At 37.3% G+C, this 16,816-nt stretch carries 20 protein-coding genes; 9 read left to right on the plus strand and 11 right to left on the minus strand.

Going from position 1 to position 16,816, the window contains the following annotated elements; all coding sequences use genetic code 11:
• Positions 1 to 11: 11 nt before the first annotated feature.
• The 5 genes from LB467_RS15085 to rlmD form a co-directional block, all read right to left on the minus strand.
• Positions 12 to 443, minus strand: coding sequence for a type II toxin-antitoxin system VapC family toxin (locus tag LB467_RS15085; protein WP_224474883.1), 432 nt, complete (start codon positions 441 to 443; stop codon positions 12 to 14).
• On the minus strand, positions 440 to 688 hold the full coding sequence (locus LB467_RS15090) for a DUF6364 family protein (RefSeq protein ID WP_224474884.1): 249 nt from the start codon (positions 686 to 688) through the stop codon (positions 440 to 442). The genes LB467_RS15085 and LB467_RS15090 overlap by 4 nt, the downstream gene beginning before the upstream one ends.
• Positions 689 to 762: 74 nt before the next feature.
• Positions 763 to 1,473 carry a DUF6048 family protein gene (locus tag LB467_RS15095; protein WP_224474885.1) on the minus strand — a complete coding sequence of 237 codons (711 nt, stop codon included), beginning with the start codon at positions 1,471 to 1,473 and terminating at the stop codon, positions 763 to 765.
• Positions 1,439 to 1,963 carry a DUF6452 family protein gene (locus LB467_RS15100; RefSeq protein ID WP_224474886.1) on the minus strand — a complete coding sequence of 175 codons (525 nt, stop codon included), beginning with the start codon at positions 1,961 to 1,963 and terminating at the stop codon, positions 1,439 to 1,441. Before LB467_RS15100 ends, LB467_RS15095 begins: the two co-directional genes overlap by 35 nt.
• Positions 1,964 to 3,373 (minus strand): 23S rRNA (uracil(1939)-C(5))-methyltransferase RlmD, encoded by a 1,410-nt coding sequence (rlmD, locus tag LB467_RS15105; protein WP_224474917.1) that lies wholly within the window; start codon positions 3,371 to 3,373, stop codon positions 1,964 to 1,966.
• A gap of 182 nt (positions 3,374 to 3,555) precedes the next feature.
• Between rlmD and rocD the strand changes: the two genes are divergently transcribed.
• Positions 3,556 to 4,800 carry an ornithine--oxo-acid transaminase gene (gene rocD / locus LB467_RS15110; RefSeq protein ID WP_224474887.1) on the plus strand — a complete coding sequence of 415 codons (1,245 nt, stop codon included), beginning with the start codon at positions 3,556 to 3,558 and terminating at the stop codon, positions 4,798 to 4,800.
• A 191-nt stretch (positions 4,801 to 4,991) separates the two neighbouring features.
• Here the strand turns inward: rocD and LB467_RS15115 are convergent, their stop codons facing one another.
• Genes LB467_RS15115 through LB467_RS15125 form a run of 3 tightly spaced genes read right to left on the minus strand, consistent with a single transcriptional unit; the run spans position 4,992 to position 7,376 of the window.
• Positions 4,992 to 5,324: a CCC motif membrane protein gene (locus LB467_RS15115; protein WP_224474888.1), complete on the minus strand. Its 333-nt coding sequence runs from the start codon at positions 5,322 to 5,324 to the stop codon at positions 4,992 to 4,994.
• A 10-nt stretch (positions 5,325 to 5,334) separates the two neighbouring features.
• Positions 5,335 to 5,628: a DUF2752 domain-containing protein gene (locus tag LB467_RS15120; RefSeq protein WP_224474889.1), complete on the minus strand. Its 294-nt coding sequence runs from the start codon at positions 5,626 to 5,628 to the stop codon at positions 5,335 to 5,337.
• A 2-nt stretch (positions 5,629 to 5,630) separates the two neighbouring features.
• On the minus strand, positions 5,631 to 7,376 hold the full coding sequence (locus tag LB467_RS15125) for a T9SS type A sorting domain-containing protein (protein WP_224474890.1): 1,746 nt from the start codon (positions 7,374 to 7,376) through the stop codon (positions 5,631 to 5,633).
• Positions 7,377 to 7,452: 76 nt separating this feature from the next.
• On the opposite strand from LB467_RS15125, the gene LB467_RS15130 reads away from it, so the two are divergent.
• Together LB467_RS15130 and LB467_RS15135 are read left to right on the plus strand one after the other, a co-directional pair.
• On the plus strand, positions 7,453 to 7,650 hold the full coding sequence (locus LB467_RS15130; protein ID WP_224474891.1) for a hypothetical protein: 198 nt from the start codon (positions 7,453 to 7,455) through the stop codon (positions 7,648 to 7,650).
• On the plus strand, positions 7,650 to 8,195 hold the full coding sequence (locus LB467_RS15135) for a Smr/MutS family protein (protein ID WP_224474892.1): 546 nt from the start codon (positions 7,650 to 7,652) through the stop codon (positions 8,193 to 8,195). Before LB467_RS15130 ends, LB467_RS15135 begins: the two co-directional genes overlap by 1 nt.
• Here LB467_RS15135 and LB467_RS15140 read toward each other — a convergent pair.
• Positions 8,192 to 9,238: an META domain-containing protein gene (locus LB467_RS15140; protein ID WP_224474893.1), complete on the minus strand. Its 1,047-nt coding sequence runs from the start codon at positions 9,236 to 9,238 to the stop codon at positions 8,192 to 8,194. The genes LB467_RS15135 and LB467_RS15140 overlap by 4 nt on opposite strands.
• Positions 9,239 to 9,327: 89 nt before the next feature.
• Between LB467_RS15140 and LB467_RS15145 the strand changes: the two genes are divergently transcribed.
• From LB467_RS15145 to mtaB, 3 genes are all read left to right on the plus strand, one after another.
• A complete protein-coding gene (locus LB467_RS15145; protein WP_224474894.1) occupies positions 9,328 to 10,476 on the plus strand; it encodes a cysteine desulfurase family protein in 1,149 nt (382 codons plus the stop codon).
• A 103-nt stretch (positions 10,477 to 10,579) separates the two neighbouring features.
• The gene (locus LB467_RS15150; RefSeq protein WP_224474895.1) at positions 10,580 to 11,032 is read left to right on the plus strand and encodes an OsmC family protein; all 453 of its coding nucleotides are present in this window, start codon (positions 10,580 to 10,582) and stop codon (positions 11,030 to 11,032) included.
• A 641-nt stretch (positions 11,033 to 11,673) separates the two neighbouring features.
• A complete protein-coding gene (gene mtaB / locus LB467_RS15155) occupies positions 11,674 to 13,005 on the plus strand; it encodes a tRNA (N(6)-L-threonylcarbamoyladenosine(37)-C(2))-methylthiotransferase MtaB (RefSeq protein ID WP_224474896.1) in 1,332 nt (443 codons plus the stop codon).
• On the opposite strand, the gene LB467_RS15160 is transcribed toward mtaB, so the two are convergent.
• Positions 13,002 to 13,304, minus strand: a complete 303-nt coding sequence (locus LB467_RS15160; protein ID WP_394371810.1) for a GNAT family N-acetyltransferase — start codon at positions 13,302 to 13,304, stop codon at positions 13,002 to 13,004. The two genes, mtaB and LB467_RS15160, sit on opposite strands and share 4 nt — an antisense overlap.
• A gap of 23 nt (positions 13,305 to 13,327) precedes the next feature.
• Complete coding sequence (locus LB467_RS15165) at positions 13,328 to 13,594, minus strand: hypothetical protein (protein WP_224474898.1); 267 nt, start codon at positions 13,592 to 13,594, stop codon at positions 13,328 to 13,330.
• An 81-nt stretch (positions 13,595 to 13,675) separates the two neighbouring features.
• Here LB467_RS15165 and LB467_RS15170 point away from each other — a divergent pair, with 81 nt between their 5' ends.
• Genes LB467_RS15170 through cls form a run of 3 tightly spaced genes read left to right on the plus strand, consistent with a single transcriptional unit; the run spans position 13,676 to position 16,811 of the window.
• A complete protein-coding gene (locus tag LB467_RS15170) occupies positions 13,676 to 14,371 on the plus strand; it encodes an alpha/beta fold hydrolase (RefSeq protein WP_224474899.1) in 696 nt (231 codons plus the stop codon).
• A gap of 10 nt (positions 14,372 to 14,381) precedes the next feature.
• Entirely contained in the window at positions 14,382 to 15,341 is a 960-nt protein-coding gene (locus LB467_RS15175; protein ID WP_224474900.1) for a lytic transglycosylase domain-containing protein, read from the plus strand.
• Positions 15,342 to 16,811 (plus strand): cardiolipin synthase, encoded by a 1,470-nt coding sequence (gene cls, locus LB467_RS15180; protein WP_224474901.1) that lies wholly within the window; start codon positions 15,342 to 15,344, stop codon positions 16,809 to 16,811.
• The last annotated feature ends 5 nt before the right edge of the window (positions 16,812 to 16,816 follow it).

Raw genomic sequence — 16,816 nt, forward strand, 5'->3', positions numbered from 1 at the left:
ATCAATCATTATTAAGCTTGCCTATTACTTTGGAAACTATTTAGGAACTCGCTAGCAGTCATTACCGGCAGTGAAGATTTCTGAAAATCTTTTCCGTTTCTGGTAATTATAATTTCACATTTTGAAGCTAAGGCACTGAAATACTGAAGAGAGTCTTCAAAATATTTAAAGCCTGAATTGAGTCCTTTTTCGATTATTTCTTCATCGATTAGAGAAATTTTACATAGAATCTTGAGCTTTCTTAGTTTTTCTTTTGCAATTTTTGGAGATTCAAATTTGGATAAAAAGTAATTCACAGTGGCAAACGATATAGGAGAAACTATTAAAAGTATATTTCCTTTATCTGCCAAAGTTGCAAGTTGCGCTGCAGATTGATAAAAAGGATCTCTTTCTCCCAGTAGATCAAGAACTATGTTGGTGTCTATAAAAACTCTCCTGCTCATTTATATTTTTCCAATAAGTGATCAGTATATTCCTTTTTATAGTCTAAGTCGGTCGGGAGTTTTTTTCCGGTCGAAATACTTTTTACAAAAGGAGAAATTTCCAAAACCTCGGTATTTTTTTCACTTGTGAGCGATTGTAGATAAGCTTCCACAATTTTAGATAAACTGAGTTTTTGATCGGAAGCGTATTTTTTTGCTCTTTCAATTACTTCCTGATTGAGCTTTAAAGTGAGTTTAGTATTCATAGCTCTAGTATTATACGTGTAAATTTAAGAAATTTATCCGTATAAAAATATAAGCTGAGACTCTCAGAAATTTTCTATTTCTTATAAAAAGGAATCAAATAACTAATGGTGTAGCCATAACCAACTCCAATATTACTATCGTCGTAAGTTCTATTAAAGCCGGGAATGGTAAGGTTATCAAAATTATTGGGAGCGGTTTGAAACAGTCTGCGTTTTAGCTGCAGGTTAAAGGAGAGAAATAAATTATTGAGGACTTCAACTTTTATCCCCGCAATCAATTCTATCCAATTCGCAGTTAAACCTGAATATTCAATAGTTTCAGAGCGTATATCGGGTTCAAAAAAAGGATTTGTTGTGTAGATTTGATATTCTTCAACATCCTGGGTAAAGCTTGAAAATCCATAACGGGCTCCTACAAAAATCAGGTTTTCCATTCCTGTCCAGTTTTCATAGGCATTATAATCGGCTCCCAGTTTTATATAACTTCCACGGGAAGTTATGCTAATATTATCTTCAGCGTAGCCAATACTTTCATTTCCCAATTCCGCAGCAGCATAATAATTTTTATAAACCCTGTAATCTCCCAAAACCTCAAAACCAGAATAATCATCCTGCAAAGCAGTTCTTAGCAGTTTACTCACATCAGCCCCTACACGAAGTCCAAATTTTTCACGATCGGCGAGACTATCCTGCATTGCTGCCGGTGGTTCCTGACTAAGCACCGGACCAGCTAAAAACAAGAAGACAAGGCTAAAAAAATATGCTGATATGTGATTGTGTCTCATTTTCAATATTAGGTTCTTCTATAATATAGGAATCTATCCATTCACCATCTTCGCCACCTTCTACGGTTAATTTTAAACTATTGTAAATTACTTTATAAGCACAGGCACGGTTTACATAAACTTCTTCGGTACCATAGGTGAAAGTCAAAGTGTCGGTATTTGGCGTAAATTCCTGTTCTTCCTCCTCTCTGTCAGAATCGAAAATAGTAAATGTATAAGTGGTAGTATTTTGATTGGTTCGTAAGGGAATCACTATGCTATCCTGATTTATTCTCTGGTATAAAGTAGTAACGGAATCGTTTACTATAGACCTTATACTAAGATTGGTAGGACGACTAAAGTTTTCTCGTTCATTGGCATCATAAAAGCGCAATACCAGCATTGGTGTGGTTTGGGTACTTTCAGGACAAATATCGTCACGCTGGCAACCCAGAATGAGCATTAGCAAAACCACACCCGGAACAAGAATTTTTAAATAGCTTTTATTCATTTATTTCCTTTCTAAACAAACAACATTTTCTACGTGATGGGTTTGCGGGAACATATCTACCGGTTGTACCTTGGTCACTTTATAATACTCATCCAGCATAGATAGATCACGGGCTTGTGTAGCCGAGTTACAACTCACATACACAATGCGCTGCGGCAATATACCAATAATTTGAGCAATCACATCTTTATGCATTCCGTTACGTGGTGGATCAGTAATTATAACGTCTGGCTGGCCGTGATTATTGATAAAAGCTTCAGAAAAAACTTTTTTCATATCCCCAACAAAAAATTCGGCATTTTCAATCTGGTTGCGTTCAGCGTTTTCTTTAGCGTCAATAATAGCTTCAGGAACTACTTCAACCCCAATTACTTTTTTCACCTTTTTAGCAACAAACTGAGCGATAGTTCCTGTTCCTGTATATAGATCGTAAACAATCTCGTCTCCTTTTAAATCGGCGAATTCCCGTGTTATTTTATATAACTCGTAAGCCTGGGCAGAATTGGTTTGATAAAATGACTTGGCGTTTATTTTAAACTGAAGCCCTTCCATTTGCTCAAAAATATGGTCGCGGCCTTTATAACAAATTACCTCCTGATCATAAATGGTATCGTTCCCCTTTTCATTAATCACATACTGAAGCGAAGTTATCTCCGGGAACATTTCTGCTACAGCATCCATTAACAATTCCCGCTTTTCTTCGTTTTCGTGAAAAAACTGAATTAAAGCCATAATCTCACCGGTAGAGGAGGTGCGAATCATTAAAGTTCTTAATAAGCCTTCCTGTTTGCGGGCATTAAAAAAGCTAATGTTGTTATCTGTTGCAAATTCTTTTACAAAATTTCTTATCGCATTGCTGGGATCTTCCTGTAAGTGACATTTTTTAATATCCAGGATCTTATCCCACATTCCGGGAATATGAAAGCCAAGTGCATTTTTATCGTCAAAATCTTTTCCGCTATTTATTTCTTCAGGAGTGAGCCAGCGGCTATCACTAAAAGAAAATTCCATTTTATTGCGGTAAAAGTATATTTCCTTGCTTCCTAAAATAGGGGTGACCTCAGGCAACTCAACTTTTCCTACCCGGATAAGATTATTTAAAACCTCGTCCTGTTTGTATTCCAGCTGATATTCATACCCCATATTTTGCCATTTGCAACCTCCGCAGGTTCCAAAATGCTGGCAAACCGGTTCTACACGCTTATCTGAAAACTGCTGAAATTGAATAGCAGTTCCCTGGTAGTAAGATTTTCGTTGTTTGGTGGTCTTGATATCGGCAACATCACCAGGCACTACATTGTCTATAAATATTACACGGCCATCTGGCGATTTCCCGATTCCTTTTCCTTTTCCGCCGGCACCGGTAACTTCTACGGCTTCAAATACCTTATTTTTATTCCTTCTTCCCATAGCGCAAAAATAGGATAATTGTGAAGATTTATTCCCTGTGATCCCCAAAATTTCGGCAAACATTTAGTAATTTGCGAGAACTTAAATAATGGATGATTTCTCTCCCATGTGACCTGATTTTTAAAGGGAAAAGGCGCAAAAGAAGGAATTACAGAATTATTGATTTTTTAAAAATATTGAACATGTCATTACCAAAAATTACATCTTCAAAAGAAGCTATTGATTTAGAAGACCAACATGGTGCTCATAATTATCACCCATTACCTGTAGTACTTAGCCGCGGCGAGGGAGTGCACGTATGGGATGTAGAAGGAAATAAATATTACGATTTTCTTTCGGCCTATTCTGCAGTAAACCAGGGGCATTGCCATCCAAAAATCGTAGATGCACTGTGCAATCAGGCTTCTACCTTAACCTTAACTTCCAGGGCATTTCATAACGACGTTTTAGGTCCTTATGAAAAGTTTGCTACAGATTACTTTAAATTCGACAAGCTGCTGCCTATGAATACCGGGGCAGAAGCTGTTGAAACCGCTATTAAAATTGCGAGAAAGTGGGCTTACGAAAGAAAAGGAGTGAAAGAGACTGAAGCACAAATAATTGTTTGTGAAAATAATTTCCACGGAAGGACAACCACGATAATTTCTTTTTCTAACGATGAAGGTGCCAGAAAGAATTTTGGACCTTACACTCCCGGATTTATTAAAATTCCTTATGACGATGTTGATGCACTTGAAAAAGTATTAAAGGAAAATGATAATATCGCAGGCTTTATGGTTGAACCTATTCAGGGAGAAGCCGGGGTTTATGTACCTTCAGAAGGTTACTTAAAAAGAGCACGTGAACTTTGTAAAGAAAATAATGCTTTATTTATTGCTGATGAAGTGCAAACAGGAATTGCCCGTACCGGGAAATTACTGGCAGTAGATCACGAAGAAGTAAAACCTGATATGCTTATTTTAGGAAAAGCAATTTCCGGTGGGGTTTATCCTGTATCAGCTGTTTTAGCTAATGACGAGGTTATGGGTGTTATTAAACCCGGTCAACACGGATCTACTTTTGGCGGGAATCCATTAGCCGGTGCCGTAGCAACCGCTGCCCTAGAAGTTATTCGTGACGAAAATTTAGCTGAAAATGCTGAAAAACTTGGGAATCTCTTCAGGAAATTACTTAACGATTTTATTCGTGATTCAAATATCGTGGAATTAGTGAGGGGTAAAGGTTTGTTGAATGCTATTGTGATAAACGATTCAGAAGACAGTTCAACGGCCTGGGATATTTGTATGGCACTAAAGGAAAACGGACTTTTAGCAAAACCAACTCACGGAAATATTATTCGTTTTGCTCCGCCATTAGTGATGAACGAAGAGCAGATTAGGGATTGTGTAGATATAATTACTACCACCTTAAAGCAATTTGAGAAGTAGATTAAACCTTCTCAACTATTTTAAAAAGAGGCTGTCTAAAAAGATCTAGTTTCGTCAAGCTGAACTTGTTTCAGCTTCTAACATGTTTTGAATATCAACAACTTATATTCTAAAATAATCCCGAAGCTTCGGGACAGAATGACGATTAAAATTACTTTATAGACAACCTCTTTTTATTCTATAAAAACAGTTTATTGACTTTTTTCAATCTCCCTTAGAATTTCTTCCTGCATTTGGTAGATTCCTTCTACTCCTCCATATACAATGAACATTACAATAGTGCTTATTAAACTAATGGCACTCAGTATAAGTCCAATTATTGCAAGTATTTTTCCGGTTTTTACGTTTTGGTAGCCGGTGTAGAGTTCAGGTTCTGCATTGTATATTTCTTCGGCGCGCTTAGCCATTACCAGGGTAATAATCCCGAAAATAATACCTAATATTCCATAACAACAGCACCCTATAATTGAGAGGATTCCGAAAATTAAAATTAAAGTTGAATTTGGTAGTTGTTGTCTTTCCATAAAGATTGGTTTACTGGGTTAGTTGTATATAATTATTCATTTTTATTAAATAGCTAATCAACATTACCGCCCCACTCAAAATAATAAGCGCGATTTTTATTTGAAAATCATATCTGAATTTCACAAAGAGATTCAGAATAAGGAAGGCGAGTAAAAAAAGAATAGGGTAAATGGCCGGAAACATTAAAAATGCCTGGGTGAATTCTGCTTTAAAAACAAGTAATAGGGCACGTTGCCCACCGCAGCCAAAACAATCTACTCCAAAGAGGCTTTTGTTAAGACAGGGCAACATAAAATCTTCCATAATTAATTTTTAATACTAACCTTACTGGTGAATTCCCGGTTTTCGGAAGAAATTAATTTTATGATATAAACCGCATCCCGTAATCCAGAAGTGGGTAAAGTATAATTTGAAATCTCCGTTTGCATTGTCTTATTAAATATAATTTGACCTTTTAAATTATATAAAAGCACTTGTTTTAAGTAGCTCATCCTCATTTGGATCGTCAATTCAGCCTTTAAATTATTTTGAACGATCAGCGCTTCCGGAATTGAAAAATCTGATTCCTCTTCAGCAACTTCAGGTTGAGGTTTATCCATATTTTCCTCCATAAAACTAATAAAAAATCGCTTACTATAATTCCCTTTTTCTAAGTCTACAGAAAAATAACCTTCATTTAAACGATTATAGGAATCAGACAAGGCATCAAAGAGGTAGACATTTTCAGTTTCAAATTGTCTGAAATCTTTTAAATAGAAAGTCAATCTGACATCATTAGCTAAATTAATTAGTAATGGAATCTTATCATTTTTTCTAAAGGGTCTAACCTGAATGTTATAAAAGGCTTCTTCAATATTCCAGCCTACATCGTTTTCCAGCACTCCGTAAATCTTTGCATCCATTGCCCAATCAGCATCTTTAGAAGAGTCTTCTCTGAAAGCCAGAAGCAGCGGCCGGGTATATAGTTCATTAAAGCCTACGTTTAGCTTTAATAGCGGGATCTCAGCTTTCTGCTGATTTTTAAATTCTGAAGTTTGAGAATTTTCTTTCTGAAACCTGCGCTGGGAATTTTTAAATTGAATATAGCCATGTTCCCTCCCGTTAAGCATAAACCCCTGAGCGATTGGGGAATATTCGCGCGCAATTTCGTTACCGATTTCCCCTGAATTGCCGGTTTCTTCACCGGCACCACTATAAGTTTTAAAAACTGCCGGTGCGTATACATTGGCGCCTGGAGAATAAGAGCCATAACCACCTTCATAAGCATTTAGGTGATGAGAGTCGCCATTTGCCCTGGAATCCCAGAAGTAAGCAATTCCCGTACAGATTGGGTTTTCCATTAAAAAGCTTTGTAAATGTAAAGCTGAAGGATAAGGATTGCCCACCAATACAATTTGGTCTTTTTTAATTTGAACTTTTACTTCCCCATCGTTAGGTAAACCTCTAAAATCATAGCGTTGCCGGTTTCCGGGATTGTTTTCTACTCCGTTAATTACAGTATTGTCGGTGCCGTTCACCCCTTTCATTGTAAAACCTTCCCCTGGTTTTACATCAAAATTCACTCCTACGTGCTGCCAGTCACTATATTCGGTTCCGGAATATTTATAAATCCACCGCCTGGAAATTTTTAGGGGATTGGCACTGCCCTCCAAACTCGCAGTGACCTGAGCGGATATGCTTTTAGTTTTGTTTATGGGTTGAAAAATTACAGCGCCAAATTGATTAAGACTAATATTGTCTTTCACCGGCAGTGCCCAGTAATTATAATCGAAAGCATTGGAAGTACCTTCCTGGAATACCGAGATCGATCCGTTTCCGGAATTTTGATTTGCACTTTTATTCCCTTGAAGCAATTGCGATTCTTTACGCAGGTAAATGCTAGCTTCCGTTTCGGGAGAATTGTTCTTTTCCAGGTTGATGTGATCTTCAACGTACAAAAAGCGATCACTAAGATAAATATAGGAATCTCCGGCTGAGGAAGGCGAAATGTGCAGTTGCGCATTTCCGTAGTAAAAAGAGAAAATAAAAACGAAGAAGTACATTTGCCTCATAATTCCTGTAACTTTGCCATAAATACAAGAACAGTTATTTTTAATACTTTTGAAATAAGGGATAACAGGTAAAAAAATGAATAATTCTCAGATAATAAATACAATTTTAATCGTCTTTGGTGGCGGATTTTTAATCTACGCGATTGCTGCTGATAATGCCCATGCTTACTTCAAGATTGTAGGTCTAATTGTAATTATGCTAGGTCTATACAGAGCAACAAATTTATGGGTCGCTACAAAAGACGATCACAAGGAAGACGAAAATAAAGAGTAATGGAGCTGAAAAAAGGAGATAAAGTAGCGGTATTGGACGATGTGTTGGAAGGTTATGTATTAAAGACTGAAGCCGGCACCGTATATATTGAAACTACCGATGGTTTTGAGATGGAGTTTTCCAAAGAGGAATTAGTAAAAATTGAAACGCCTATTGAAGCTCTGCAGGAAGACATAGATTTTGAAAAGGTTTTAGCCGAAAAAAAGCAGCCTCCAAAACCAAAGTCAAAACGAATAAAGCCTAAAGAGAGGAATCTGCCGCCTATGGAAGTAGATCTGCACATTGAAAAACTCACGAGCTCCTCCCGCGGAATGAACAATTATGATATGCTAAACCTCCAAATGGAAACCGCCAAAAGGCAACTGGAATTTGCGATGCGAAAGCGAATCCAGAAAATCGTGTTTATTCACGGGGTAGGTGAAGGCGTACTCAAAGCCGAACTCGATTTTTTACTGGGCCGCTACAATAATCTTAAGTTTTACGACGCCGATTACCAAAAATATGGTCTTGGTGCTACCGAAGTCTATTTTTTTCAGAATGCCTAATCTTCTGTATTAGTTTCATCTTCATCCTCGTCATCTTCTTCACCCTGTTGTAGATTAGTAAATTGCTCGAATGGAATATTTGAAATATCTAACCTTCCCAGAGTATAGGAATCAAAACGAATATCCTCTCCGCTTCCATCCTGGCGAATCAAATTAAAGTTTATAATTTGAATAGTAGATCTGTAACTTCTTGTGATATGATGGTCTAATTGAAGATTGTGCTCAAATACCGGAGAAGATACATTTGCATTTAAATAATTAGGAAGCCCATCTACTTCAGCGGTTAAATTAGGATCTAGAAAGGCGTCGTTATTCTCGTCAATAGCCCGCTGGATATTTGTTTCACTAACTTCGTGACGAGTCAAAACATCATCCCCATCATCATCGGGATCAAGATAGTTGGGTATGCCGTCTTCATCAGTATCTAAATAGCCATCAACAGTTGGATCATCACCGCTGGCGTTAATTTCCCTTCGGGTTGGTACATTATCATTATCATCATCAATATCTAAATAATCTGGGATACCATCTCCATCTGAATCTAAATGATTCCCTCCCTCCGGATCATAACCTTCTTCAGCATTTGTTAATCCATCGCCATCAGCATCGGCATCTAAGGCGAGATCATTAAAATTAGTAGTAATTCTTACAACTCCCCCGGCAGAGATATATTCTTCTAAAACCCTTGGAGAACCTGGAGGAACTCCCTGGCAAAAATATTCCCGCCCGGTTACTTCAGCATCATAAATTCTATAAACTAAGCGATTGTCATTTCCAGAAAGATTAATTTCAATCGGCTCATCACTAACGTCTAATGTTAGAATTGCTTGTGCAAGACTATTGTTTAATCTATTATCTTTTAATTCTAAAGACATCGATTCAAAAACATCCCCATTGTTAACCGCCCAAAGCACGATCTTTCCATCAATTTCGCACAGAGTTAAGTTGCTGTTTTCCAAATCGAAGCTGGTAACGCTAATGTCTCCATCGTCGCAGGAATAAAGCCCAAAAGAAAGTAAAATAAGTGCAAGAATTTTTTTCATAGGTGTAATTGTTAAAACAAAAATAGCGGATTTCAGTATTTTTAGGGCAGGTTCTTTTAAATAATTTTATTTCGTTTAATTTTGCGGCGATGAAAAATGTATACCTTGATTCTGCCGCAACCACGCAAATGCGTGACGAAGTTATTAACCGTATAACCTCTGTAATGCAAGAGGTTTATGGAAATCCTTCTTCTACCCATTCTTATGGGAGGTCTGCCAAGTCTTTAGTAGAGCAGGCCAGAAAAACCGTGGCGGGTTATTTAAACGTAAAAGCCTCTGAAATAGTGTTTACTTCCGGTGGTACCGAAGCCGACAACCTGGCTTTAAATTCTGCCGTTCGCGATCTTGGGGTAAAGCGCATTATCACTTCCAAAATAGAACACCACGCGGTTTTATATACCGTAGAGCAGCTTCAGGATTGTTTTGGGGTAGAGGTGGAGTATGTTGATCTCGATTCCTGCGGAAATATTCAGGAAGTGCATTTAGGGGAATTGCTAAAATCCTCAGATAAAAAAACACTGGTAAGCCTGATGCACGTTAACAACGAAATTGGGAATAAACTGGATATTAAAAAGGTTGGAGCGCTTTGTAAGGAGCACGGCGCATTATTTCATTCAGATTGTGTACAGTCGGTAGGGCATTACGATCTTGATTTTAATGAAATTCCTGTAGATTTTACTGCGGTTAGCGCCCATAAATTTCACGGCCCAAAAGGGGTTGGCTTTGCTTTTATCAGGAAGAACAGCGGATTAAAACCGCTTATTTTTGGAGGAGAGCAGGAGCGTGGCCATCGCGCAGGCACCGAAGGCGTTCATAATATTGCCGGCCTGGAAGAAGCTTTAAAACTTTCCTTAGATAATTTAGAGGAAGAAAAGGTCTATATTGCTGATTTGAAAGCTCATTTTATTGAAAAATTAAAAGCAGAAATCCCCGGTGTAAAATTCAATGGCCACTGTGCCGATTTGGAGAAAAGTACCTATACGCTAATTAACGTTTGCTTACCGGTTCCTGCCGATAAAGCTTTAATGCTGTTGTTTCAATTAGATTTAAAAGGAATTGCCTGTTCAAAGGGAAGCGCCTGCCAGAGTGGGAGCGATAAAGGTTCTCACGTATTGAATGCATTTTTAGCCGAAGAAGATCTCAAAAAACCATCGGTGCGTTTTTCATTTTCCAGATATAATACAAAAGAAGAACTGGACTATGTGGTGAAGACCCTTAAAGAGTTTATTGAGTCTTGAGAAATTTTTTTTCTGAAGCTGACCTGAGTCATATTTTATAGTTTTTAATCGCTGTTTCTTTGTAGAGAAAAATATCCCGTTTTGGGTTTAAAAACATAAAGTTATGGCAGAAAATCACGAATATCAGGTAGATCTTATTTGGAAAGATGACCGTAAAGGAGAAGTAAGCTCTCCCGAATTAACTGATACTATTGAAACAGCTACACCACCAGACTTTCCCAAGGGAACGCCCAATATCTGGTCACCGGAACATTTTCTGGTTGCAGCGGTAGAAAGTTGTTTAATGACCACTTTCCTGGCTATTGCCGAAAATTCTAAACTGGATTTTATCAGTTTTAAATCTAAAGCGATTGGAAAACTGGATAAAGTTGAAGGTAAATTTCAAATGACAGAGATTGTTTTAAAACCGGTACTGGAAATCGCCGATGAAAAAAATGCGGAAAGAGCAAAGCGCATCATAGAAAAAAGTGAAAAAGCCTGTTTGATCTCTAATTCGATAAAAAGCAAAATTATACTCGAGCCTGAGATTGTGATTGCTTCTGTGGAGAAAGTGTGATTTTATTGCTAATCCTGCAGAAAAAAATTGTCTGAATTTTGTGTGTGGAGAACGTCATCCTGAGACCCGTGATAAAAAAATTACCTAGCGTAGGAAAATGACGTTTTCGAGCAAAGCGAGTTTTAAACTCCGTGTGTGAGTGTAGAAAATCAGCAGCGTTAATAATTTTTGAAAGCTTGTCCTGAGTGGAGTCGAAGGGCCTTGGAAAAAATTTAGCTGCTGATTTGCGATTTTTTGGCCCTGTTGCCAAAAAAACACCTCCACATAGGACGCCCTTCCTGCCCGTCCGTTCAGGCGGGTTTTGTTTCGTTTTAATTGTATCCGACGAACGGAGTGAGAGGAATACACACAAAAAATGAAAAAAAGAAACTTCCATACCAGTTAAGTTTCATTTTGAATTATAAAAACAAGCCTGAATAACAGGATTTTAAAAATACGTCAATGGTAACTGGTTTCAGGATCTAGTTCGTTTGAACCTGGGATTAGTTTTATTCTATACCTCAGAAGAGATTGCCGCCTCGGCTATTGTCTCTTCGCAAAGAGGAAAAATATCCGCAAAAACAATGTTTTCCTAAAACAATAATTGTTGGTATCTTTGCAGCCCTAAAAATCGTTTAACTTCTACAGAAACAGGCAGGTGTATGAATAATAAAAAGGTCGCATTTTATACCTTGGGCTGCAAGCTCAATTTTTCAGAAACCTCTACTATTGCAAGATCTTTTAAAGACGAAGGTTTTGAGCGGGTAGAATTTACTGAAACAGCCGATATTTACGTGATCAATACCTGTTCGGTTACTGAAAATGCCGATAAACGCTTTAAAACCATTGTAAAGCAAGCTCAAAAAGTTAACGAAGATGCTTTTGTGATTGCAGTGGGCTGCTACGCGCAATTGAAACCCGAAGAACTTGCCGATGTTCATGGCGTGGATTTGGTTTTGGGGGCTACAGAGAAATTCAAGATCACCGATTATCTCAACGATCTTTCTAAAAACGATCTCGGGGAAGTACATTCCTGTGAAATTAACGAAGCCGATTTCTACGTAGGTGCGTATTCCATTGGAGATAGGACCCGTGCATTTCTAAAAGTTCAGGATGGTTGTGATTATAAATGTACTTACTGTACAATTCCACTGGCTCGTGGGATTTCCCGAAGTGATAAGCTGGAAAATGTATTAACCAATGCTGCTGAAATTTCAGCAAAGGGAATCAAAGAAATCGTGCTTACCGGGGTAAATATTGGCGACTACGGAAAAGGGGAATTCGGCAATAAGAAACACGAACATACTTTTCTTGACCTGGTAAAAGCTTTAGATGAGGTAGATGGAATCGAGCGCTTAAGAATTTCTTCAATAGAACCTAATCTGCTAAAAAATGAAACCATAGATTTTGTGGCTCAAAGCAATACGTTTGTGCCTCATTTTCATATTCCTTTACAAAGTGGAAGTGATGAATTACTGAAATTGATGAAGCGTCGCTATATGAGCTCCCTTTATACCGATAGGGTGGAGCAAATTAAAGAAGTGATGCCAAACGCCTGCATTGGGGTAGATGTAATCGTAGGCTTCCCGGGTGAAACCGAAGAACATTTTCTGGAAACTTATAATTATTTGAACGAGTTGGATATCTCTTATCTGCACGTCTTCACCTATTCTGAACGGGATAACACTCCTGCCGCAGAAATGCAAGGCGTTGTTCCTGCCAAAGTGAGAAAAAAACGAAGCAAAATGCTCCGCGGACTTTCAGCCAAAAAAAGAAGAGCTTTTTATGAAAGTCAGATGGGAAATACCTGCACCGTACTTTTTGAAGGTGAAAATAAAGAGGGTTATATTCACGGTTTCACGGAGAACTACGTAAAGGTAAAAGCTCCCTGGGATCCGAGATTGGTAAATACCCTGCATCAAATTGAATTAACCTCGATAGATGAAGATGGGATGGTTAGGTTTGAATTTGTTTCAGAAAAAGTAGCGGTTTAAATATTGATTCCTACCGGAAGCAGATCTTTGTACTTTCTTCTATTTTTTCGCATAAATTTAACAACATCGGGACTGGTTGGCATTACACGGGTATTGCGATCTTTTATTTCTTCTAGGACAGCTTCAATAAAAATATCCATATAACCCTGTTCTTTAAGGACTTCAGGCATAAAAACTTTGGTTAAGAATATTTTTCGTTCCTGTTGGGCGTATTCTATAGTGGCAAGTTGTTCGTTTATGGTAGTTTCAAATTGTCTTAAGAACTCGTTATCGGTAATTATAATTTCTTCGGCATTCATCATTTCTCTTTTTTCAGTTATAATTATTTAGGGACAGCATATTTAATTGTGATAATCGATGGTAAAATAGCTGATAAATTTTTCTTTGGTGGGTTGGTGTAAAGGTAGGTAAATAAAGCCTTTAAAGCTGAATTATTAGCAACAATCAATAAATTATCATGCTTTAAAAAAATCTCCATTATTTTTAATCTTTCAATTGTGAAAGCCAAATAAATAGCAGTAATTTTGATAAGTAAACTACCTTGAAGCAAGCCCCCCAAGGCATTTAGTTGAATTAAACAGTTCGACATAAGTTTTGAGGCAATTAAATGCCCATTAAAGAAGTAAATTTACGGCAATAAGCTAATTTTGAGTGTTATATACTTGTTAAAATGACAGAAGGAAACGAGGTGATTCATGTTTATTTTATGCCGGGCATGGCTGCGAATTCTACTATTTTTGAGTTTCTAAAACTTCCGGAAGATCGTTTTAAAATGCATTTTTTAGAATGGATAATTCCCAAAAAGGATGAAAGCCTTAAGAATTACGCCGGGCGAATGAATAAATATATAAAACACGAAAATGCGGTCTTAATTGGCGTATCTTTTGGCGGGATTATTGTGCAGGAAATGGCAAAGAGCCTCGAGTTAAAAAGGCTTATTATAATTTCTAGTGTAAAATGCAGGGGAGAGTTGCCAAGGCGTATGCGATATGCGGCCAACACTGGTTTATTTAAACTTATTCCTACCAGCTTACTGGATTATGTAGACCATTTTGAAAAAATTGCGGTTGGCGATTTTATTAAAAAACGAGCAAAACTTTACCGGCAATATCTTTCGGTTAGAAATCAACGATATCTGGATTGGTCTATAAAAAATATGGTTTTGTGGAATTGCGCCAAAGCCCAGAAAGGCATTGTTCATATTCATGGGGATAAAGATCTGGTCTTCCCTGTAAAATATATTTCCGATTATATTGAAGTTAAAAACGGAACTCATATAATGATTTTAAATCGTTACCGTTGGTTTAATAAATACTTACCTGAAATAATCCTTTCAGGTAAGATTGAAGAAAAAAGCAAAAAATAAATTAATTGATATGAAAATTTTAAAATCTGCCTTAGTAATAGTGGGCCTTTTTACTATTGTTTTTATAAGTATACAAGCTGCCCAACAATCGCCTGATGGCGTTGACGGAAAATCGGTAGAATCTGTAAAGTCTGTAAAAAAAGACCGGCCGGTAAAAGATTATAATATCTATGCGCTCCCCATGCCGGAGAATATAAATTTTGCGGGAGAAGTGGTGCCTATAGATGATCCCGATGTTTACGAGAGAATGGATAGAGAATTGCTGGTTAATACCTACTGGCAGTCTAATGCTTTGCTGTTAATTAAACGTGCAAATAAATATTTCCCGATCATAGAACCAATTTTGGAAGAAGAAGGGGTGCCTGATGATTTTAAATATCTGGCCGTTATTGAAAGCGGATTAACCCACGCCGTTTCTCCTGCCGGTGCCAAAGGTTTTTGGCAGATAATGGAAGGCACAGGGAAAGATTACGGTTTGGAAATAAACGGAAATGTAGACGAACGTTACCATATTGAAAAATCTACCCGGGTAGCAGCTGATTACCTGAAAAAATCGAAGAAAAAATTTGGTAGCTGGACAATGGCAGCAGCAGCTTACAATGCCGGAAACAGGGGGGTTGAAAGACAACTAGAACGCCAAAAAGTAAATGATTATTATGAATTATTGCTTGGGGAAGAAACCGGCAGGTATATGTTTAGGATTCTAGCGTTAAAAGAAATTTTAAGCAATCCGGAAGAATACGGATTCAATTTTGAAGAAAAACATCTTTACAAACACATTCCAACCAGAATAGTAAAAGTGGATACCGTAGTGAGGGATTTTGCAGATTTTGCGAAGCACTTTGACATAAATTATAAGATCTTAAAAATCCATAATCCCTGGCTTAGGGAAGCGCATCTCAATAATGCCTCAAGAAGGGAATACGAGATTAAGATCCCTGAAGAAAACACCTATACCGCTGTTAAGTAGATGGATTCTTTTTGGGATAATTTTTGGTGGATCCTTTTATCCGTAAATTTTCTCATCGTATTTATAACCGCTGGTTATGAATTAATGCATTTTAGGGAACCGGTAAAAAGTATTTCTCTGATCTTTGCACTTTTTGTACTACCTGTCATCGGGCTATTAGTCTATTATTTTTTTGCCCAGGAATTTAGAAAAAGCAAGATATTTAACCGAAAAAAACTTTATGATAAAAAAATCATTCAGCATTGGGAAGAAAAGTTAATGCTTAATGAACAGGAACTTATTGATAGGTATCATGGTAGGGGCACTATTGAGCAAAAAATGAAACTGGTACGTTTACTTCAAAATAATCAAAAAAAACCGGTAACATTTAAAAATAAGTTGGACGTGCTTATAAATGGTGAAAATAAGTTTGAAGCGTTATTTGAAGACATTAAAAATGCCCGATATCATATTCATATAGAATATTACATCATAAATAGCGGCAGGATAGGAAACCGACTCATTTTATTGCTCTGTGAAAAAGCTGAAGAAGGGGTGAAAGTTCGGGTTAGTTATGATTATGTTGCCAGCAGGCTTTCTTCTAAAGCGGTAAAAAAAATGAAATCTTATGGGATTGAGGTTTATCCTTTTATGCCGGTGTGGTTTCCCAATTTAACCCGTAAATTAAATTACCGAAATCATCGAAAAATGGCCATCATAGATGGGAATATAGGTTTTATTGGGGGAATAAATATTTGTGATGAATATGTGAATTTTGAAGAAAATCCTAAAGAAAAACTCTTCTGGCGGGATACTCACCTTAGAATTCAGGGGCATGCGGTAAAATCTTTACAGGTACAGTTTCTGCTGAATTTTAGTTTTATCAGCAAAAAAGAACTTACAATTGAAGATCAATTTTTTCCGAAGATAGATATACCCGAAAGGGCTGCGGTTCAAATAGCTGCCAGTGGCCCCGATACCGATTGGCAAAATATTATGGAAGCTATTCTAACGGCCATTAATACTGCCGATAAGTATATCTATATCACCACCCCATATTTTATCCCCAATAACCAGATTCTTAGCGCACTTTGCGTGGCGAGTAGGATAGGGGTGGAGGTTAAAATCATTATTCCGAAACAAGGAGATTCTGTGATTGCCCGTTATGCTACTAACTCTTATATAGAGCAATTACTGGAATCTGGAGTTCAGGTTTTTCATTATCATAAAGGGATGGTCCACGCTAAAACTATGGTAGTAGACGGGGTTTTAACCAGTATTGGTTCTTGTAATCTCGATAATCGGAGTTTTGATATCAACTTTGAAATCAATGCATTTTTGTATGATAAAGAAGTTGCTGCTGAAATGACCGAAGTATATAGAAAGGACCTAAAAGAAACGACAGAACTTTTTCTGATAGAATGGCTGCAACGCCCGGCTTTAGAAAGAATAAGGGAGGCGCTCGCAAGACTTTGGGCACCTTTGCTCTAATTATT

Origin of the sequence: Salegentibacter tibetensis, assembly GCF_020164485.1 — a bacterium.
Lineage (GTDB): Bacteria > Bacteroidota > Bacteroidia > Flavobacteriales > Flavobacteriaceae > Salegentibacter > Salegentibacter tibetensis.